The 20,561-nt window shown below is 46.2% G+C and carries 17 protein-coding genes; 6 read left to right on the top strand and 11 right to left on the bottom strand.

All coding sequences use genetic code 11. The features are described from left to right. Positions 1-85 precede the first annotated feature (85 nt). Both rpoD and JGK16_RS01850 read right to left on the bottom strand, forming a co-directional pair. Positions 86-1,255, bottom strand: coding sequence for an RNA polymerase sigma factor RpoD (rpoD, locus tag JGK16_RS01845; protein WP_293178503.1), 1,170 nt, complete (start codon positions 1,253-1,255; stop codon positions 86-88). A gap of 686 nt (positions 1,256-1,941) precedes the next feature. Next, positions 1,942-2,103 carry a hypothetical protein gene (locus JGK16_RS01850; protein WP_293178500.1) on the bottom strand — a complete coding sequence of 54 codons (162 nt, stop codon included), beginning with the start codon at positions 2,101-2,103 and terminating at the stop codon, positions 1,942-1,944. Between the two features lie 800 nt (positions 2,104-2,903). Here JGK16_RS01850 and JGK16_RS01855 point away from each other — a divergent pair. Further along, the gene (locus JGK16_RS01855; RefSeq protein ID WP_293189374.1) at positions 2,904-3,134 is read left to right on the top strand and encodes a hypothetical protein; all 231 of its coding nucleotides are present in this window, start codon (positions 2,904-2,906) and stop codon (positions 3,132-3,134) included. Here JGK16_RS01855 and JGK16_RS01860 read toward each other — a convergent pair. The 4 genes from JGK16_RS01860 to JGK16_RS01875 all read right to left on the bottom strand — a co-directional run bounded on the left by JGK16_RS01860 (position 3,131) and on the right by JGK16_RS01875 (position 9,094). Continuing rightward, a complete protein-coding gene (locus JGK16_RS01860) occupies positions 3,131-6,151 on the bottom strand; it encodes a tetratricopeptide repeat protein (RefSeq protein ID WP_293189372.1) in 3,021 nt (1,006 codons plus the stop codon). The two genes, JGK16_RS01855 and JGK16_RS01860, sit on opposite strands and share 4 nt — an antisense overlap. 258 nt (positions 6,152-6,409) lie before the next feature. Next, positions 6,410-7,294 (bottom strand): ABC transporter permease, encoded by an 885-nt coding sequence (locus JGK16_RS01865; RefSeq protein WP_293185819.1) that lies wholly within the window; start codon positions 7,292-7,294, stop codon positions 6,410-6,412. A 10-nt stretch (positions 7,295-7,304) separates the two neighbouring features. Continuing rightward, positions 7,305-8,462 (bottom strand): glycosyltransferase family 2 protein, encoded by a 1,158-nt coding sequence (locus JGK16_RS01870; protein ID WP_293189370.1) that lies wholly within the window; start codon positions 8,460-8,462, stop codon positions 7,305-7,307. 23 nt (positions 8,463-8,485) lie between these two features. Continuing rightward, complete coding sequence (locus JGK16_RS01875; RefSeq protein WP_293185821.1) at positions 8,486-9,094, bottom strand: class I SAM-dependent methyltransferase; 609 nt, start codon at positions 9,092-9,094, stop codon at positions 8,486-8,488. 199 nt (positions 9,095-9,293) lie between these two features. Here JGK16_RS01875 and JGK16_RS01880 point away from each other — a divergent pair, with 199 nt between their 5' ends. Further along, a complete protein-coding gene (locus tag JGK16_RS01880) occupies positions 9,294-9,596 on the top strand; it encodes a hypothetical protein (RefSeq protein ID WP_293185823.1) in 303 nt (100 codons plus the stop codon). Positions 9,597-9,647: 51 nt separating this feature from the next. On the opposite strand, the gene trxB is transcribed toward JGK16_RS01880, so the two are convergent. Then, entirely contained in the window at positions 9,648-11,015 is a 1,368-nt protein-coding gene (gene trxB / locus JGK16_RS01885) for a thioredoxin-disulfide reductase (protein WP_293185824.1), read from the bottom strand. A 516-nt stretch (positions 11,016-11,531) separates the two neighbouring features. On the opposite strand from trxB, the gene JGK16_RS01890 reads away from it, so the two are divergent. Next, positions 11,532-12,539: a methyltransferase domain-containing protein gene (locus JGK16_RS01890; RefSeq protein ID WP_293189368.1), complete on the top strand. Its 1,008-nt coding sequence runs from the start codon at positions 11,532-11,534 to the stop codon at positions 12,537-12,539. Between the two features lie 221 nt (positions 12,540-12,760). Here the strand turns inward: JGK16_RS01890 and JGK16_RS01895 are convergent, their stop codons facing one another. Continuing rightward, entirely contained in the window at positions 12,761-13,876 is a 1,116-nt protein-coding gene (locus JGK16_RS01895; RefSeq protein ID WP_293189366.1) for a GGDEF domain-containing protein, read from the bottom strand. Between the two features lie 633 nt (positions 13,877-14,509). Further along, on the bottom strand, positions 14,510-15,004 hold the full coding sequence (locus JGK16_RS01900) for a DUF427 domain-containing protein (protein ID WP_293185828.1): 495 nt from the start codon (positions 15,002-15,004) through the stop codon (positions 14,510-14,512). A gap of 114 nt (positions 15,005-15,118) precedes the next feature. Between JGK16_RS01900 and JGK16_RS01905 the strand changes: the two genes are divergently transcribed. Further along, positions 15,119-16,399: a GH25 family lysozyme gene (locus JGK16_RS01905; protein WP_293189364.1), complete on the top strand. Its 1,281-nt coding sequence runs from the start codon at positions 15,119-15,121 to the stop codon at positions 16,397-16,399. 626 nt (positions 16,400-17,025) lie between these two features. Next, positions 17,026-18,984 (top strand): cation:proton antiporter, encoded by a 1,959-nt coding sequence (locus JGK16_RS01910; protein WP_293185830.1) that lies wholly within the window; start codon positions 17,026-17,028, stop codon positions 18,982-18,984. On the opposite strand, the gene JGK16_RS01915 is transcribed toward JGK16_RS01910, so the two are convergent. Next, positions 18,964-19,443, bottom strand: a complete 480-nt coding sequence (locus JGK16_RS01915; protein WP_293185831.1) for a hypothetical protein — start codon at positions 19,441-19,443, stop codon at positions 18,964-18,966. The two genes, JGK16_RS01910 and JGK16_RS01915, sit on opposite strands and share 21 nt — an antisense overlap. A gap of 232 nt (positions 19,444-19,675) precedes the next feature. On the opposite strand from JGK16_RS01915, the gene JGK16_RS01920 reads away from it, so the two are divergent. Beyond that, entirely contained in the window at positions 19,676-19,840 is a 165-nt protein-coding gene (locus JGK16_RS01920) for a hypothetical protein (protein ID WP_293189362.1), read from the top strand. Positions 19,841-20,043: 203 nt separating this feature from the next. On the opposite strand, the gene JGK16_RS01925 is transcribed toward JGK16_RS01920, so the two are convergent. Beyond that, positions 20,044-20,433, bottom strand: coding sequence for a CHAT domain-containing protein (locus JGK16_RS01925; RefSeq protein ID WP_293185833.1), 390 nt, complete (start codon positions 20,431-20,433; stop codon positions 20,044-20,046). Positions 20,434-20,561: the final 128 nt, after the last annotated feature.

The raw sequence follows: 20,561 nt of genomic DNA on the forward strand, positions 1-20,561 counted from the left end.
GTTTAACAGCGATCGCTCTTTTTGGGGTAGGGGGTTCCACCCCAAAAGAGCAAATCACTCTTTTGGGTGATGCGAGACAAATGCTCTAGCGGATATATTCTTTTAAGATGCTGTTACGGTTGGGATGGCGCAATTTCCGCAGGGCTTTAGCCTCGATTTGGCGAATCCTCTCGCGAGTGACGTTAAAGATTTGACCAATTTCCTCCAAGGTCTTCATCCGTCCGTCATCTAAGCCGTAACGCAGCCTCAGTACATCCCGTTCTCGGGGGCTGAGAGTGTCCAAAACGCTTTCCAAATCTTCCCTGAGCAAGTTCTTTGAGACTTGATCTTCTGGCGTTTCCCCGTCAGATTCAATAAAGTCTCCCAGACGCGAGTCTTCCTCTTTGCCGATCGGAGTTTCTAAAGAAATTGGCAACTGTGCGGATTTAGCAATAAAGCGCAACTTCTCGATGGTCATCTCCATCTTGGTGGCGATTTCTTCTTCCGTAGGCTTGCGGCCCATTTCCTGAGAAAGCAGCTTGGTAGTTTTTTTGATCCGCGAGATGGTTTCGTAAAGGTGAACCGGGAGGCGGATAGTCCGGGATTGATCGGCGATTGCTCTGGTGATGGCTTGACGTATCCACCAAGTTGCGTAGGTGGAAAATTTGTAGCCTTTTTCGTGGTCGAATTTTTCAGCAGCCCGGATTAGACCCAAAGAGCCTTCTTGAATCAAATCTTGGAAAGACAAACCGCGATTCATGTACTTTTTGGCGATCGACACCACCAAACGCAGGTTTGATTGCACCATCTTCTCCTTGGCGCGCCTACCAACGTGGAGTCGGTGACGGAATGCAGGTAGTGCCATGTCTACAGCAGTAGCCCATTCGTTGTCTTTAGGTTCGCGGTCTAACTCTTCGAGCAATTGTTCTCGAACTCGCTCCAATTCCAGCAAATCTGCAATCTTGCGGGCGAGTTCAATCTCTTCGTCTGCTCGCAACAGTCGAATCCGACCGATTTCTTGCAGGTAGAGACGAATAGAGTCTTCTGTATAATGCTTTTTCTTTGCCTGAGCCCGACGGCGGGCTTTCGCGCCTTTGCCAGCTTTAGTGTCGTCCTCCTCAGACGGGTTGTCTAGAAAATCTTCTCGATCGTCTTCTTCGTCGATAAAGAGTTCCAACTCGCTCTCAGGTAGAACGCTTTCGGCGTTCCTCAGCAACTCGATAGTTTCCATTTTGGGTGTAATTTTGGTTTCGAGTACGGTGTTAGCCTGGATCATGCCGCCTTCCTCATGCTCCTGAATTAAAGAATAAATAACAGTGGAATAGTGTCTGTTTGTAGTTTAGACAAGTTAGCCAGTATTGACATTCCCGCAGGAAGAAATCGTGGAATTTTCGGTCTGCTAAGTGAAGCAGTAACCGAAACCGCACCAATTTTATGAGTCAAAGTTCGAGCTCTGGGAAAGAAGTAGCCAGCGCATTCACTCGATCGCCGACTTTAACGTCGCAACCTCGGATTGAGCGTGCGGCTTTTTCTTGTTTGGGCTAGTTAACGCATCGTCTGCGATACCTGACCCAGAAAAGCAAACCCGGAGATGCGATCGCACCTCAAAAAATACTGGCTTTTTTACTCGGCACTTCGATGTTTTACCCGTACAAGTTTTCTGGCACGGAACCCTCTAACTTTTCTGTTATGGGTGTCCAACTTTTGATTTGCTTGCTGCTTTCACTCTGGTCGTCAGACATCACAGTTGCACGGCAAATTTTCGCCACCTTGGATGCGGGTCTGCTGCCTCAAATGTAACAGCAGAGAGTCGAAGCACCAAACTGTGAGAATCGGATCTTGGAAAGACCCTTACGATTGTAGCCGTTCTCACAAAAAATGGAAGTTGTTTTCCGTTTTTTGTCAAGAACCTAGAAAACTTTGTCAGCTTAGCTTGACAATACTGACTCATGTCTGGCTCAGCTAAATCCTGAGAACGGCCCGGAAAAACTTGGGCGCGATCGAACGGCGCTGTTTTGTGTGGATATCTGGGTTAAAGGCTGCGGCGCAGTCTGCCAGAGAGTTAGCAGACAATTTTTGACTTGCCGGAATTGAGACCAATACAATCCGTGTAGATGCACCCATCTTTACCCTGTTTCCCTGAATTGAATCATACGCAATCTGCGATTGAATAAAGCTTGTGAGCTTTAGTTGTAAGTCGGCAACTCTCTCATGAGAGACCGACGATCGCCCCCAATGAAGCGTTGCGGGTTTAGTAGTGCAACAGGGGCTTTCTTTGTTAAGTTAGCTCAATTTTGAAAAATTGGGGCTGCTTTTGACATTACATCACATTAAGTTCGTAACGTCACATTCTCATTTAAGCTTGTCTGTGAGCTTTGCGGTCTCAGAGATAACAGCCAGAATGAGAAAGTTTGCTAAGAGTTCGCTCCTGCGGTAATTGTTACGCTGCGAACTGTTCGGGGATTGCTTGTCTCTCTAGCTAATATCTACATTCATTTTAATCTCAGAAACAACTTAAGTCCAATATTACTAAGTTTACCTCGATCTCGCCGAGGCAGATCTTCCTCACGGGCGATCGCCTCCATGGCGACACTTGATGGATTTGAGAAACTCCAAGCTCTCTTGAGAGGAGCTAGCCGTTCAACCGACACCTGTTCCCTCAAAAAATGCGATGGTAGACCCGCGATCCCAACCATCATGGTATAGCTGATTCCATCGAAAATCTCAAATCGAAAATTGTCTGACCTGATTGTTGAAAAGACGTGCAACTTTATACTTAATTAAAAAATATCCGCTGCAATATAAAGACGCGATGAACCTTTTCTCCGCAATACTAAGTAATATTACGGGACGACCTGCTGTATTTAAAACCAACTCATGCTATTTTAGATGCAAGATTGGGGATTGGGCATGGGGAATGATTCATGGGATCGGGACTAGGATCTGACAAAACAGTTGTCTTCTGTTGGAAAACAGGGAGCGGCAAAACCAGACTCAGGCTTAAGTATAAAGGTTGGTGGCAAGGACAAAAAATTTGCCGCCATCATTATCCTATTAAAAACAACTGTGCAACCGATCGCGATCGCCACTCCTGTTGGGCACTCAATCACCGCTTGGCGACTCCAAACCTCCGACAACCGCGATCGAATAATTAAACTGCCTCAACTGCACGATAATAAAAAGCTTCAAGGGCTGCGACGCAAGTTTTATCGCCGTACAGACGCCCTTGTCTTTGCAAAATTCGATCGGCAATACTCTGCCTCCATTCCGATTCTAAGCCCAGCCTCACAGCTATTTTTACGTATTCTGCTGCGGTTTGAGCAACTGTTTCGGTGACTCCGAGCATTTCCAAAATCCCAGAGGAATGGCGGCCCCGCATAAATTCTCCCGGACAAGTGACAATTGGTAAATTGCAGGCGATCGCTTCCAAAGTCGTGTGACCTCCAGACCAACCGAAACTGTCGAGAAAAACATCAGACAAAAGTTGAAGATTCCAATAAGCTTTCTCATCCATTTTAGGTAAAATCGCGCAAAAATCAGCGCTATCCAAACCGTACTTAGCAAAAGTCCGCTGGAGGCGCTGCTGAAACAGTTTACCAATATCAACATTCGGACGTGATATAAAGGCAAACTGAGCTTGAGGAACCTGTCGGGCAATTTCCGCGAATATGTAGTCGTGCTGCGGCAGGTATTTGCAGAGAGTTTGACAGCAGAGATAAACAACAGCCCCCTCCCGCAGGCAAAAATTTGCACGAGTGGCCGTTGTGCTAGGAATCGTGGGCTGCGGGTAAGAAATGCCAATATTCGGCAAGCGAATTAATTTTTCGGAATAGTGCAAAACAGCATTTTCCGGTTCCATCAAGTCGCTGGAGAGGAAGTAATCGACGGTGGGCAATCCTGAAGTCACCGGATGCGCCCAGGAGGTACACTGAATGGGAGCAAGGCGCAAGGCTGCAAGTTGAGTCATTTGCGGTTGCAGCCCAATATCGAGGAAAACCAGTACGTGTAATTGGTCAGCAATAATTTGTTGGCAGATTAATTCTAAGTTGCCGGGGATGTAGTGAAAAGTATCGCTGTAAAATCGGAACTGTTGAGTAAAGTTGTCTTGCGTCTCGGTAATTTGATAGCAATATACTTCAAATTCGCTGCTGCTGTGTTGCAGCCAGCCGAGGGTTAATTTGCCGACTGTATGTCCCCACAAGCAACCAGATATGTAGCCGATGCGAATTTTTCCGGTTTTGCTGGGGGGAGGTAGCGGTAAATCCTTTACCCACTGCGGGTAGTTAGCAGCCATGACTTTGCGAACAAATTGCCCGTACTGTTTCTGGATATCTAAGTCGTTGCCGCCTTGGTAAGCTAGAAAGAAGTTGGTGTGCTGACTGATAATTGTTAAGGCTTTTTGTTGGCCTGCATCTGTATCGAGGTTGGTTTGTTGGATTAACTGTTTGATTCCCGTCTCGAACCGATCGCGATAAACAGCTATTTCCTCTACACTTTGATAAATCACCGGCAGAATTAAATACTGTCCCGGATTAAAAAAGCTGTCTTCGGGAAATAAACTCGACGCATCGGTCGCAATTGCGATCGCTTCTGAAGTTCTCCCGGATGCTACCAAAGCCAAGACTAAATTGCGGTAAAGACTGGCGTCTGCTGGATAAAGCTCGATCGCCTCCCGGCAAACTTGAATGGCGGCTGCATATTCCTCTAAATGTTGGTAACACTCAGCCAAATTCAAGTATAATTGAAGGTCGCCTGTTTGAACTTCTAAAAATTTCCTGTACTCGATAACGGCTTGTTGATATTCACCGCGCCCATAGCAATCGTTGCCAAAATAAAGGTATGCTTGAATTGGGTCATTTTTGAGACGGCGGGCAAAGTCGAGATTGGCGACAACTTCAGCAGCATCGGGCTGCAATTGCAGGGCAGTTTCGTAAAGCTCGATCGCGCGATCGACTTCTGTTTTCGACAGTAGCAAGTTTCCCAGATTCAGATAGCTGCCAAAATGAGCGGGATTAAGTGCGATCGCTTGACGGTAAATTGACTCAGCTCGATCGACATCGCCGATTTGTCCTAAAATATTGCCTAAATTATTATAAGCATCAATGCAGTTGGGTTCGAGGGCGATCGCCTCTCGATAAGCTCTTACGGCACCGATAACATCCCCGGTTTTTTCCAACACCAAGCCCAAGCTGTAATGAGCGCCAGCTACGGAGGAATCCACCGCCAAACATTCGCTCAGCAGATCTTGCGCTTCTCGATACCGCTCTGTGGCATAATAAAGTGTACCGAGGTTTTGCCAAGCATCTACTTGATTTGGATCGTACTGCAAAACCTGCTTGTACTTCTCCTCTGCTGCTATAAATTTTCCGGCTTGGTGCAGGTTTAAAGCTTGACTGTACAGCTCTGCGGTGATTTTTTTTCGATCGGATTGCTGCAAATCGTAAATTGATTGAATCGCAGCCTGACTGCCCAATTGCTGAAAAGTTGACCACTCGTAATTGCCGGATGTATTGACGACATCCCAACTAAAAACCTGCAAGCCATTCCAAGCATCGCTAAATTCAGGTGCAGAAAAATCAAATAGCAGTTGGCATTGAGGGTGGGCGGCGATAAAATCCCAGTTGGCTTGACGCGGAGTCTCCCAATTGCTATTGCTGACAACAATCAGTGCCGAGTCTGCTAAAAAAGGTTTGGATAAAAGTAAAGCTAGTAAGTGCGATCGATAATCGTGAGCGGCATCATAAAACAATACACCAATGCGATCGGCAGATTGCATTTCCCGCAAATCCCAGAAAAATTCCTCAAAATTTTGATTGCAAAAAACAACTTGTTCCGATATATTAAAGTTGGCTAGGTTTTCTCCTAAATTATCGCTGCTGTCGCCAAAAGTATCAAATTCCGAAAAGTCATCAACGGCACAAGCGGTTATTTGTGAATGATTTAGCAGCGTACCGATTAAGCTGCCGCCTTGAAAGCAGCCGATTTCGCAGTAAATTTCTTCGGGAGACATACATTCGACAGCAAAATTTAGCAACTGCATTGCATTGGCTGTCGTTGTGGTTTGCAGAGAGTTGATTATTTGCTGAAATTGACTGGATTTTGGTTCGGCTTGCGGTGTCCCCCAGTTATTGTACAACTCGGATATGTGTTCGAGAAATGTTTGGTATTTCATCTTTTGCGTTTGCTTGTCAAACAGTTCGTAGTCAGGACTTTAGTCCTCGGAAAAGAAAGGACCCAAGTCCGAACGATCAAACCTTTTTAGACTAGAGTATTGAGAAAGGCAAGGACTAAAGTCCTCACTACGAACCTTTTTTAGGACTATAATTATAAGAGAAGAAAGGACTGAAGTCCTCACTACGAACCTTTTTGTAGGACTATAATTATAAGAGAAGAAAGGACTGAAGTCCTCACTACGAACCAATCTTTCCTATTACTGCTGGTTCCGCAGCCGGGGATTGACAAATTCGTTCAATCCTTCTCCCACCAAAGACAGCCCAACAACCATTAAAGTCATTGCCAAACCGGGAAACAAAGCCGTCCACCAAATGCCCGTAGGTAGCGCATCTAAAGCTAAACGCAAATCGTGTCCCCATTCCGGAGTTTCTTCGGGAAGTCCCAAACCGAGAAATCCTAAGCCTCCTAATGTTAGAATTGCATCGGCGGCGTTGAGCGCGAACAGCACCGGTACGCTCTGAATTACGTTGAGAAACAGGTAGCGCGACAACACTGTCCAAGTGTCTGCACCCATGGCGCGGGCGGCTTCGACAAATAATTCGGTTTTGACGCTGGCGGTGTGATTCCTGACGACGCGGTAGTATTGAGGGATGTAGGAAATGCTCAGGGCGATCGCAGCATTCAATACTCCTTTTCCCACGACAAATGCTAAAGTTAACGAAAGCAGCAATCCCGGCAACGTATAAATTGTATCCATTAAAAATAACAGCACGCGATCGAGCTTGCCGCCCAAATAACCGCTAACCAAACCCAGCGGCACGCCGATAAACAAACTCAACGCTGTGGCTAAAATCACCACTTGCCAAGCCGCCCGCGAAGCAAACAGCGTGCGCGAAAAAACATCGTAGCCGCTGCGGCTGGTACCGAACCAATAATTCGCCGACGGCGGTTCGTGAATCGGGTTAATCAAAGCATCGGTAGGATTTTGCAGCCATCCCCAACCTTGCATGACGGGAGATAAGGTTGCTACTATGATAAATAAGGCAGTTATTGCCAAACCCGCCCACATCATTTTCATTGACAGGCTTGACGGTGAGGCAATGTTGAGAAATCGCGGTAATTGAACTTTGTTTAGTGTCATGTTTCGCCGTTTACTGATTGAAGCTTTGTCGGATTTTTGCTAAATTTTCCTGGGCTGCTGTGCAGTTTTCATCGAAAGTCAGCGCTAGTTCAAATGCCGATACTGCATCCGACCAGCGCTTCAGGTTAGTATAAGCTAGACCCAAACAGCAAGCCGGGTCGGTGGTGGTGAAACTTGACTCGAAAGGCTCTCTTGTATAGTAGCTGTTATCTTTACCCAGTTTCAGGCAATTCTCAAAGTAAGCAACGGCACCTAACGGAAATCCTAGATTAATTAATGTCATGCCAGCTATATAATTTAGGGGAGGATAGTTGGGACACCATTCCAGACCTCGCTGACACAGTAACATGGTTGTTTCATAGTCTCGATTTTGGAGCGATCGCCCTGCTAAAGTAAAAACTAAGGAGGGAATGAAACCAAATTCTTCTGGAGGGTTGCCGTCTATCAAATGCGGAAACAATCTTTCTAATGCTTCCTCCCAGCAGTCTCGCGCTTTTTCGTCCTCGCCCGCTGAGCCGTACATCCCAGCTAGGGAGTACAATAGCATGAGACTAAGCCCTTCTTCTTGTCGGGCCAGCTCTAAGATGGGAATATTGCGGTTGACAACTTTGGCGGCGACTTGTTGGTGGCTGTTAGCGTGATGCAATACTCTGACACTATCTAAACTGCTGACTTCACTGTCGCTAAAACTGCGGTTTTGATACTGAATTTGCTCGTGAAAGCGACCGACATATCTAATTTCTGGGAGATTGCGAAACAAGCGGATCATGTGTAGCGGAGTCATTCCCGCTTGATGCCTTACTTCTGTTCTAATTATTGAATAAGCGAGCGCTTCTGGGTGGAATTTGAGGGTTTCTCTAAAATCTACTGATGTGACAACTAACTCCTCATCTGCATCCAGCACTAAAATCCACTCACCCGTCACTAAAGATAAAGCATAATTCCGCGCCGTCGCAAAATCGTCGCACCACTCAAAATATCCCACTTTTGCTCCGTACTGAGTGGCAATTTCCGGCGTACCGTCCTGAGAACCCGTATCGACTACAATTATTTCATCAACGTAGGGTTGAACGCTAGCCAAACAGCGCGCTAAATTCTCGCTTTCATTTTTGACGATCGCACAAAAAGATAAAAATGGTTTTTGTCCGAGTGCTGCCCTAATGCTCATTTTTTATCCTGATATCTTGCAACTCAAACAAGTTCGCTGTCGCTGGGAAGGTAGAGTGCTGCTAAAATGCTTGGTAGAGCAATAAGATCTCTGCCAACACTGAACTCATCAATAAATGTTTCCGTAAAAACGTCGCCGTAAGGCAAGAGTAAATCCATTAGGCTTTCTGGAGTGTACTTGCGAACGTGCTCTGGTTCTTCATCAGGGCCGAGGCAATCGTTGGGTACGGCAAAAAAAGCTCTGCCGCCCGATCGCAACACCCTAACTATTTCTATCACGCACGCTCGATCGTCGTCGATATGTTCCAAAACTTCTGTTGCTACTACAACATCAAAACTGCGATCGGGAAAAGGAATTTCGGGTAAAGTTGAGACTACCCCTGAGATCTGTTTGGGAAGTTGGGCGATCGCAGCTTCGGAAATATCTAACCCAGTTACTGAATTGCCAAACTCTAACAACTGAGAAGCCAGGACACCTGCACCGCATCCGAGTTCTAAAACTTCCAGCCCGTGTCCGACGGCCCAACAAACTCTGCCGAAACATCCGGGATATCGACGCCAAGTTCCGCGGCCTTCTTCTTGCCAAATCTTATTCCAGTAGTCGGGCTGGAGATTCAAGTTAGTTTGTGTCATCAGAAAAATGGGTAGAAGCCCCGTCTTTCTAGGAGGGCTTTATATTGTTTTTTTTGAATAGACTTGAATTGCATAAGTCTTCGATCGTTCCCGAAACCGCAGATGTCAGACAGATAAAGACAGATAAACGCAGATCGTTTCAGGGTATTTTTCGATTTTGGCAATTCAAGTCTAATTATGTAGGCTTTCGAGTTCCGGTATGCGATCGCCTTGGGATTGGTTAGTTCGGCGTGCCTTTGTGCTGCACTTGCAACGGGACAGTTATGGTTTCAAATCTTCCAATCCTGGAGGTTCCGGACGCGATCGGCAAAGTTTAGCGGTCGTACTTGTTCCGGACAGACCGACGCAGTTCGATCGACTCGGTTGCTGGGTAGATTTTGCTCAACAATCTGCTCGATCGGCGCCAGTCATAATTTTATCAAACATCGACCAGGCTGGTAGTGAGGAATGCAAGTCCGCCGTTCGTAGTGAGGAATGCAAGTCCTTCTGTGGGGGAGACTGAAATTCTCACTAGCAACCAATCCGATCGCAGTCATCCTCTGCCGACACGAGCTTACAAATTGCTGGCAATTAACTCGCGGTACTGGCTTTTCGGCTTAACTCCCTTAAGCTCAGTCACCAAAGCTTTATCTTTAAAATACTGAATCGTCGGCGTACCAATCACGCCAGCATTTTCAGCAATTTCGGGATCTTCTTCGATGTCAATTTCCACGTAGTGAATTTTGCCCTCGAACTCATCTATTACTTTGCTCAAAATCGGTTTGAGACTGTGGCAAGGGCCACAACTCGGAGCCGAGTATTTAACTACAATCAGTCGATCGCTCTCGTGGAACAACTTCCGCAAAGCAAAACCTCCTTCGTGGCGAGTGTCGTTGATATCAAAGTTCTCGCTGGTTTTGCGTACTTTTGGAGCGGGCGGCGCTGCTGCTTGCTGCGATTCCTTGGTTTGATGGAATTCCTGAGTCAAGCCGTTCGATGACAGCCACCTTTCGGCTAGCATCGCCCCCATACAGCCGCTACCGGCAGCAGTGATGGCTTGACGAAACTCGTGGTCTTGCACGTCGCCGACAGCATACACTCCATCGACGCTGGTTTCTACCGAACCGTGTTTCGTGGCGATATAGCTTAGTTCGTCGAGTTCTAGCTGACCTTGGAAAAGCTGAGTGTTGGGAGTGTGACCGATCGCGTAAAACAAACCCTTCACCAGCAAATCGCTCTCGGCGTCGGTCTCAATATTTCTAATTCTCAACCCATCCATCTTGCTCCCCGGCACTCCCAAAACATCCACAGCTTCGGTGTTCCAGTGCACGGTGATTTTAGGATTGCTCAGCACTCGGTCTTGCATGGCTTTGCTAGCGCGCATCTGACCGCGCCGCACCAACATATGGACGTGAGAGCCGTATTTTGTCAGATAAATAGATTCTTCTGCTGCGGTATCGCCCGCACCGATGACAGCTAAATCTACTCCTTTAAAAATTGGGGTGGCGCCGTCGCAAATCGCACAGGCAGAAATGCCGTGACTCCAAAATACGTGCTCGCTAGGCAAACCCAATCTTTTCGCCGTCGCGCCTGTAGCAATTACTATCGTGTGGGTTTTGATTTCTCGATCGTCCGATCGCACTGTAAACGGCCGCTGGGTTAAATCAACGTAAGTTACATCTTCTGTGTATAACTCGGCACCCCAGCGCACTGCTTGAGCTTTCATCCGATCCATCAATTGCGGCCCGGTGATGCCTTCGGGAAAGCCGGGGAAGTTTTCGACTTCTGTGGTGGTCATCAGTTGACCGCCGGGAATTCCTCCGGTTTGGTAGCCTTCAAAAACTACGGGTTTGAGGTTTGCTCTCCCGGCGTAGATGGCTGCTGTGTATCCTGCGGGGCCAGAGCCAATAATTACTAGGTTTTCTACGGCTTGTTCAGTCATAGCTGCTTACTTGAACTCATAACGACTTCGTTTAATCTCAATTATAACAGAGATGGAGAAAGTTAGATCGAGCTTATTTCTATTGTTGAGCGGTTGAGGGCGATCGGGACAGCAGAAGCAATTTTGATAAGTAGAATAAATAATAAAATATTTTTAGTTTTAAATGTTCAATCAATCTCCGAAAATCCCCAAAATTACCACCCTTCACTATTGATTCCATTCTCATTTACTTGACGAATTTGCGCCGTTTGAGCTATTATACGATTCTGATACTCAAGGGGTGCTATGACTATTTTTGCTTTTATCGCCTGAAACTCTTTAAAATCGTTAAATAAACGAACTCTGCCAATCTTAAAAATACAAGTTTTTGTGCAAAACAGGCATTTTATAGGTTAATAATTGTAACGGAAATTTTGGCAAATTTGACAAAATACCCTATCTATGATATGCAAGGTGGGTCGGAGCAATGGAATTGAGATTTTTAACCGCAGATGTACGCGGATTAACGCAGATAAAATGGATCGAACAAAGATATTGTTTGTGTGCAGCCAGAATAAGTGGAGGAGTTTGACTGCCGAGAAAATATGCCAGCAAGTTAGCGGGTACAGCGTGCGATCGGCTGGAACGGAAAAAGGTGCGAGAATTAGAGTAACTGAAGGTTTGCTTGGCTGGGCTGATGTCATATTTGTGATGGAGAAGAAGCACGGATCTCGACTTCGCAGCAAATTTCCCGACAGTATTAAGGACAAGAAAGTTATTTGCCTGCAAATCCCCGACAATTACAGATATATGGAACCGGAGTTAGTCGAGATTTTGCAGGCGAAACTCGGCTTGTATATGGAAATGCCAGATAACGAGATAAATTTTATGCAGCGAGTTTTGGAACCGGAGGTGATGGATTCTTGGGAAGAGGCGATCGAATACGATTCGATGGACTTTACTGAGGTTAATGCTGCGTTTGCCAAGAGTGCGGCTGCTTTGGGGCCGGTTTTTGGAAACGTTTTGGACGCGGGTACGGGTACGGCGCGAATTCCAATCGCCCTCACTCAACTGCGGCCGGAATGGAAATTGACCTGTATTGACTTGTCGGCAAATATGCTGAAAGTTGGAGCGCAGAATGTCGAAAAGGCCCGAGTGCGATCGCAAATTAATCTCGAATTAATTGATGCTAAAGCCATGCCTTATCCCGACAATAGTTTTGACATGGTGATTTCCAACAGCATTATCCACCATTTGCCCGATCCGCTGCCGTTTTTACGCGAAGTCCGGCGGGTTTTGAAGCCGAACGGAGCAATATTTTTGCGGGATTTACTCCGGCCCGAAACACGGGAAATTAGGGATAATTTAGTCGAGCTCTATGCGGCAGATTGCAACTCGCATCAGAAACAACTGTTCAGCGATTCGCTACAAGCGGCTTTTACCCTGGATGAGATTGAGACAATGGTGGAAAGTGCCCGATTGGAGGGATTGAGGATTTATGAATCTTCGGACAGGCACTGGACGGCCGAGCGGGTTTGGATGTAAAGTGTGGATTGTGCGATCGAACTAAATTTTTCCTAGTCGCTCCAGAATTATCTCATATCCCATCAAAGTTGTTCGTAGTGAGGGCTAAAGTCCTCAAATTTTGATGAGGACTAAAGTCCTGACTACGAATCAATTTTTGCCGCTTATCTACTTAATCAACTTTTGAAATTTTGATGAGGACTAAAGTCCTGACTACGAACCAATTTTTGCCGCTTATCTACTTAATCTAACTTTACAGTATCGAATATGACCCGATCGCGCCCTGCGTCTTTTGCCTGATAAAGCGAACGATCGGCTGCTGCAATCAAATCTTTTTTTGAGATTGTCGGTACAGGAACCGTACTCGCTACTCCCAAACTTAGTGTAACACAAGGGGATACTGGCGAGTTAATATTTTCAATTGCCATTTTTTTCACCGAGACTCTAATATGTTCTGCAATCGAGACAGCAATCTTTGGTGAAGTTCGAGGCAAAATTACCGCAAATTCTTCACCTCCGTAACGAGCCACCAGCGTCTCTTCCGAAACTTCGCCTGCTGAGTAATTTACAGCCTCAACAATTGTTTGTGCTACCTGTTGCAAACAAGCATCTCCCGCCTGATGTCCGTAACTATCGTTGTATTTCTTAAAAAAGTCAATATCACATAAAATCAAAGATATTTCTGCTGCTTCTTGTCCCAATCTCTGCCATGTTTTATCTAAATATTCGTTAAAACAGCGGCGGTTTGCTACCAAAGTTAAACCATCGGAGTTAGCAAGGCGATACAATTCGGAATTAGCTGTTTTTAATTGAGAATTAGCTGCTTCTAGTTCAGATTGTATTACCGATAAATTGTAATAAAGCTCGCTAATATACCAAGTAGCTTGTTGGTGAATTTGAGCTAAAGCTACCAATACTTGATGCACGTCTAACAGTCGGTAAACTTGAGGTGCTAACTGCACAACAATCGGCTCGTAAAGTAGTTCCGGCGGCCGCTGCACGGCTCGCTGAGCAGCCATGACAATTAAGGCTACTTCTGGTAAAATCAAAGTATCGGTTTGAGCTATTTGATACAAAGCCAGAATTGGTCTGCAAGCAAATATATCTACTCCGTATGGGCGACTCATCCTTTCCATAAATCGCCTGCGCGATATCATTCCTAAAAAATCTCCATTTACCGTCAAGATAACTCCCGGAAGCAGGGGGTGAGATTGAAACAACCGAGCTACGTCTTTGGCTAGGGATGAAGCTTCAATTTGAAAATTAAAGACAGCCAGATCCTTAAGAGTAGACTCTAAAGTTAAATTTTCAGGTGGTTTTTCAGGGAAGTTAGATGGCGCGATAAATTCCACAGACACAGCGCATATCCGAATGAACAATACAGCAGCAACAAATCTAGTGTCAGCTCTTGAATTATCTTAACATTTATTTATTAGCATTGGCTGTATTCTTGACTACAGTGTTTGTTTGAGGAGGGGCTGATTCGTTAGCTTCGGCAGTGTGGATTGCATTGGTTCATCCTCGCTTAATAATAGACTTATAGTATTCTTGATTTTTTTCTTGTTGGCTTGTTGTCGCGCAAGAAAAGGTTTCTGCGCCCGCCCTTAACTCATGTATGGCGCAGACTAACTCAACAAAATCAGTTTTTAAGCCGAGACGAACTCGTAACTAAGTTGTGCGTAAAAAACGCGGTTTCTTTGCCATTCCTCAAATCAAAACCTAAAGCCGCGAAGGGTGGTGAGAAACCCAGCAATTTCACAATTACCAGAAAGAATTGGTTGAAAGCCGGAACGTTTTTCGGGAGAAATTAAAATCAGACTATTCATTACTCCAATCCTCGGACTTAAGGGTAGAGATCACTCTCAAACTCTCAACTGTCAACTCTCAACTGTCAACTCTCAAACTGTCAACTGTCAACTGTCAACTCTCAAACTGTCAACTGTCAACTCTCAACTCTCAAACTGTCAACTGTCAACTGTCAACTGTTGAACTCACCAACCCCAAGTTCCGATTCCTCCCTTAAAAGGGCCGACAATATCTTTGGTAATCCAACCTCCGTAAAAATCTCCTGGTTGAGATTCCACTAATTCCCCGTCCACATAACAAGCATCCATCTGGCTCGGATAAACAGCCACGTAATCTTTAATAGCTGCAAAAACCTGATTGGGATGAGGATAAAACCAAGCAGCATTTACAACTTCCTTCGACCCTACCGTCACAGTGTAATAACCCGCTTGTCCCTTCCACTCGCACCAAGATCCCCGTGAAGTTTTATGCAAATATTCCATTTGGATGTCCTCGGGAGAGATATAGTAGGCTGGAGGGTGACTTGTCTCCAATACCCGAAACGGGCGGCGCGTATCGGCGATCGTCATTCCGTTAAAAATAATCTGTACGTGTTTGGTCGATTCCTCAAGACGAGGGGGGCGCGGGTAATCCCAAACCGACTCTTGACCGGGGCCTGGCTCTATGCGATCGAGGTTCACTTGTACAATCTCCCCTACAAAAAAAACAATTAGCAACTTAGCATTACAATTTAATGTAGCCTTAATCTAGTCGCTTCTTCAGACTTGCGCCAGCTTTCTTAAACTCTCCATTATATGAGCATTCGCGGTATAGATGTTTCCGACTACCAGCCCAACGTCAATTGGCAAGCCGTTGCCAAGGGAGGCATTCTGTTCGCATTTGTCAAATCGACGGAAGGTGCAACATTAGTTTCCCAAACTTTCGCCCGGAATTGGGGGGGAATTAAAGCTGCGGGGATTCAACGCGGTGCATATCACTTTTTTCGACCGGAAAGCAGCGTTCAAGGACAAATAGATTTGTTCTTGAAAACTGTCAAACTCGAAGCGGGGGATTTGCCACCAGTCTTGGATGTGGAAACTACAGGCGGTTTGAGTGGGGACGAATTGTGCGATCGCGCGACAACTTGGCTCGAAGCAGTGGAAAAAGCCACCTCGATGCGACCAATTATCTACACCTACCCCGGTTTCTGGGACAACCTCGGGACACGGCGGTTGGCAGATTACCCGCTGTGGATTGCTCACTATACCAGTGCCGAGGAACCTTGGGTGCCCGGTGGCTGGAAGACTTGGACTTTTTGGCAGTACAGCGACACTAGCACTGTGTCGGGTGTCTCGGGCAATGTAGATGCCAATATTTTTGAAAGCGTCCGAGAAGGCGCCGTAAATTATAAAGTTGCAGACATCCAGAAGCAATTAAGAAGTAAAGGCTTCTATCAAGGCGCGATGGATGGCAAATTTGGAACCTCTACCACAGCCGCCCTCATCTCGTTTCAAAAATCTCAAGGCCTCAATGCAGACGGCATGGCAGGCATCAAAACTTGGGCCGCGTTGATGAGAAAATCTCCCAAAGTAATTGTCCCCCCTACAGCGCCAACACCAACTCCGATACCAACTCCGACACCAATTCCGACACCAATTCCAGTACCAGCCGCGCGGCTGACTGAGCTCTTGTCATCTTACCAAGCTAGTGCTGCTCAAGATACTGCCTTGATTTGGCTACAAACTCAAGTTTCTACCTCTGTTTTAGGGGAATTTGCTCAAAAGTGGCGGACAACTGCCACACCGGGCGACACTAATTTGCGATTGATAGATGTCAGCAAATTTTATCGCGGTTTGGCAGAACAAGACCAAGCTTTAGATTGGCTGCAAAAACAAATTTCGCCGGCTGTTATTGCCGAGTTCGCACAAAAGTGGCGCGCTCAATCGACTGTCCCAAATTCTACAATTCGGCTGATAGATGCCTGCAAATTTTATCGCGCTGCACCTAATCAAAACCAGGCTTTAGATTGGCTGGAAAAACAAGTCTCGCCAGCAACTCTATCGGAGTTTCTGCGCCGATGGCAGAATGCCAAATGATTTGAGATTAATTCCACAAAAGATGAATTTGGTTTTAATGCAATACCGTTTACTGATATAGCGCCCTGGGGGTAAAATCCGATGAGAAATAGATACTGCGAAGGCGCGTGCCTGCCCGTTGGCGAAGCCGCCCTGAAAGGGCTAGGGCTTATGCTTCGTTCCTCTCTTCGGACTATCTTAAGTAAACCGTATTTGGTTTTAATGTTCTGAAATTATGTAAATCCTAGATTGCTGGCAGATGCAACCGACGATGTAACGCAGATGTATTTCAAGATAGTTTCCGAATGAGTGCAAGAAGTTTCTTTGAGAATTAACTCGACATCAAATCTCCCCTTCTCCCCCTCTCCCCCTCTCCCCCTCTCCCTCTCTCCCTCTCTCCCCTTCTTCCCCTCGAACATAACAGACAATCTAGGCGCTACAGCTTACTCTCATCTTTGACGGTAAGAGAATTATCTGATAAAGTTATAGCCAATATCAACGTTTTTTAATTTTATTCACAAAAATCCAGGGCAGTGGCGAGTTTGTGCCAGCGTCAAGTATAGCGCCTGCAATCAAATCACCCCCGATCGCGCTTTTAAATCTTTTAAATTTTAAAACCGAGCGGGCAGCCTGTAACAATCATATCTATGGAAATCCCCTTTAACATCACCCTGTTGATGGTCATGACCGTCACCTGTGGTATCAGCGCTCAAGTTCTGGCCGCTTATCTGAAAGTTCCGGCGATCGTATTTTTGCTGCTATTCGGTATTTTAGCAGGCCCGGATTGCCTCGGACTGTTGCACCCCAATCTGTTGGGCAGCGGTTTAGAAGTTATGGTGTCTCTTTCAGTAGCCTTAATTCTGTTTGAAGGCGGCTTGAATTTGGAATTGCGAGATTTAGGCAAAGTTTCCGGTAGCATTCGCAATTTAGTTACTTTCGGCACTTTAATTACGCTCATTGGCGGCGGAATGGCAGCACACTGGTTGGGGGAATTTCCCTGGCCGATCGCATTTCTGTATGCTTCCCTAGTCGTCGTCACAGGCCCGACAGTCATTGGCCCGTTGCTCAAACAAGTATCCGTTGACAAACAAGTCGCCGCCTTGCTAGAAGCCGAAGGCGTTTTAATCGATCCAGTCGGAGCAATTTTGGCGGTATTGGTACTGAATATTATCTTAAACGGCAATGCTGATTTATTGGTCTTGTTCCGAGATTTAATCGTTCGCCTTTTAGTTGGCGCAGTCGTCGGAGTTGCCGGAGGGTGGCTGCTAGGATTCATTCTCAAGCGATCGCAATTTCTCTCAGAAGACTTGAAAAACCTAGTAGTTTTAGCAGGTTTGTGGGGATTGTTCGGCTTATCAGAAGAACTCCGCAGCGAATCAGGACTGATGGCAACAGTCCTCTCCGGCATCGTCCTCAGAGCGGCTGCTGTGCCGGAAGAACGGCTGCTCAGGAGGTTCAAAGGTCAACTCACAGTCCTCGCCATCTCCGTCCTGTTCGTGTTGCTGGCGGCCGATTTATCCCTCGCTAGTGTAGTTGCGCTCGGTTGGGGAAGTTTGTTTACAGTTTTAGCCTTAATGTGGGTAGTGCGGCCGATCAATGTGTGGCTGTGCACTTGGAACAGCGGCCTGAACTGGCGGCAAAAATTATTTGCTTGCTGGGTAGCGCCGAGGGGAATTGTCTCAGCGTCGATCGCCTCTTTATTTGCCATCTTGCTCACCCAGCGCGGCATCAACGGCGGCGACTCAATTAAAGCCTTAGTTTTCCTGACAATTATTATGACTGTTTTCGTACAAGGGCTGACAGCGGGATGGATAGCTCAACTGTTAGGAGTCACCTCAAAATCAGCAACAGGTGCAGCAATTGTCGGGTCAAATCCTTTAAGCAGATTAATTGCTCGCTTATTTCAAGAACGCGGAGAATCAGTCGCAATTATCGACACCAATCCGGAAGCTTGCGCGCAAGCAGAAAGAGAAGGTTTGCGAGTATTTTTGAGTAGCGCTCTCGACCATAGCGTGTTAGAAGAAGCCGGACTCGATTCGATGGGAACATTTTTGGCAATGACTAACAACGGCGAGGTAAACTTAGTATTAGCTCAGCGAGCAGCCGAGGAGTTTGCACCGCCGAGGGTTTTGGCATTATTCCCCAAAGACCCGCAAGCAAATGCGCCTGCAAATAATAGTAAAATTAATCAAGCCTTTGTCTCGGATTTGTCGCTGAAGGATTGGAACGAATATTTGACCGACAGCGAAGTAAAATTAGGGGAAACCGAGTTAAACAGCGAGGGATTGCAATTTCAGATTGCTCACTTGCAAGCTTTGGTGCAAGCCGGGGAGTTGGCGCCGCTGCTACTTGAAAGACAAGGATACTTGCAAGTTGTGTCGGCAACAGAGATTTGGCAAGCGGGCGATCGCATTATTTATTTGCTCTACGATCCTACACCAAAATTGTTAAAAAGATTGTCCGGTTCGTCCAACTCTCGCTTGACTTTGGAAAAGCATCAGGTAGTTGAAGAAGTGCCGATTCCTGCTCCGGTTTTAGAGAATGTTTTGGAGGAATCTATAATTGAAAAGGAAGCAGAAGTTTTGCTACCACCTGTTTCGCGGTAGGGACAGAGAGGGAGAAGAAGAGAGAGGGAGAACAGGAGAGAGGGAGAAGGGGAAAGAGGGAGAAGGGGAAAGAGGGAGAGGATTGTTGATATGCGATCGAAATACACAATTTGGCGGTACGGGAGGTTGACTTTTTTGTACAGATTCCGACTGCACTCTTTGCTGTGCCACTCTCATCGCGGAATCCCACAAATTTTTGTTGCGGACTCTTTCATCCGGGTCGATAATTCCTGCATCTTTCAATACCTCTGTCAGCAATTTCCACAAATGATAAGCAACGTATCGCCCTAAGTAGCATATTTGATAGTTCCGCGCGATCGCATAATTATTCTTGATTTCTTGGTATGTCAAACCATTTAAAACTCCTTGAATAATTTCTCGCTGTAAGCCGTTCAATGGTTCGCCTCTCTTTTCCTTTACCAGGTTATCTAGAATGTTTGTAGCTGATTCTGCATTCATAAAGTTACGCGGTAAGTTGACGGTTGACGGTTGACAGTTGACAGTTGACAGTTGACAGTTGACAGTTGACAGTTGACAGTTGACAGTTGATTTAGGATTACTTAAATCTTAAGCAACCCAGATGGGAAATTCATTCGTTCTACCCGCAGAGTTGATGAGGTATGAGGTGCAAGATTAATTGCGGGAAGGTGCAAGGTAGGTGAATGTGTAGGATAGGATATTTTATGTCTATGTGGTACACACAATCTGGCGATCGCCAATCCACAAAAAACGCGATCGCACATTTCTCTCAAATTCGATCGCCCTGAAACCGACCGAAAATTTGTCTGCTTTGTGGCACGGCCCGCCGGGGGTTGAAACCCCCGTCTCATATCAATTCCGGTTGCACGACCTATGATATAGAGGAGACGGCAGTGCCGTGTCCCTACCCCAGATTTATTGTAGGGACACGGCACTGCCGTCTCCTAATTTCGGCTACTAATAATTCCGATGCTAACGGATTTGATATAACGGACTAACCAATCAAATTCGATCGCACATCCACAAAAAACCCGATCGCACATTTAAATAGGATTTGGGATGAGTTTCTTAGGAGAATTATTATTCAGCCTCCCCAATCAAAGTAAATGCCGCCCAATTTCGCGGCTGGGGATGAGTTTTCATCGTGGTTAGCATTGCCTGCCGTAAAGCCTGTGCTTTGTCGGGATTACTTTGCAAGTTTCGATAAAATGCCTGCATCAATTCGGATGTCGGCGCATCAGGAACCGCCCATAAAGAAACAATTGCACTCGGCACTCCTGCCGAAATCAAAGCACGCGATAAGCCAATCACTCCATCCCCGGTAATTCTGCCTTCTCCAGTGTTGCAGGCACTTAAAACAACTAATACCATTTTTCTAAAGATCCGATAGAGATCGAACACGACAAGACATTGTAATTTATACACTTTCCCTGTTTGCCAAAGTCTGTCATAACTTAAAAAAAATGGTATAACATCCGTAGTTTGAGCAACAACCGGGAGTAAGGAACCCCACGCTTAAAAGCGGGGGCTTTTGGAAAGTCCGGCTCGTTTCGAGCGGTTCGAGAAGAAAGCCCGAACCTTACCAGAGACAGGATTAG

It is taken from the genome of Microcoleus sp. PH2017_09_SFU_O_A (assembly GCF_020738625.1).
Taxonomy (GTDB): domain Bacteria; phylum Cyanobacteriota; class Cyanobacteriia; order Cyanobacteriales; family Microcoleaceae; genus Microcoleus.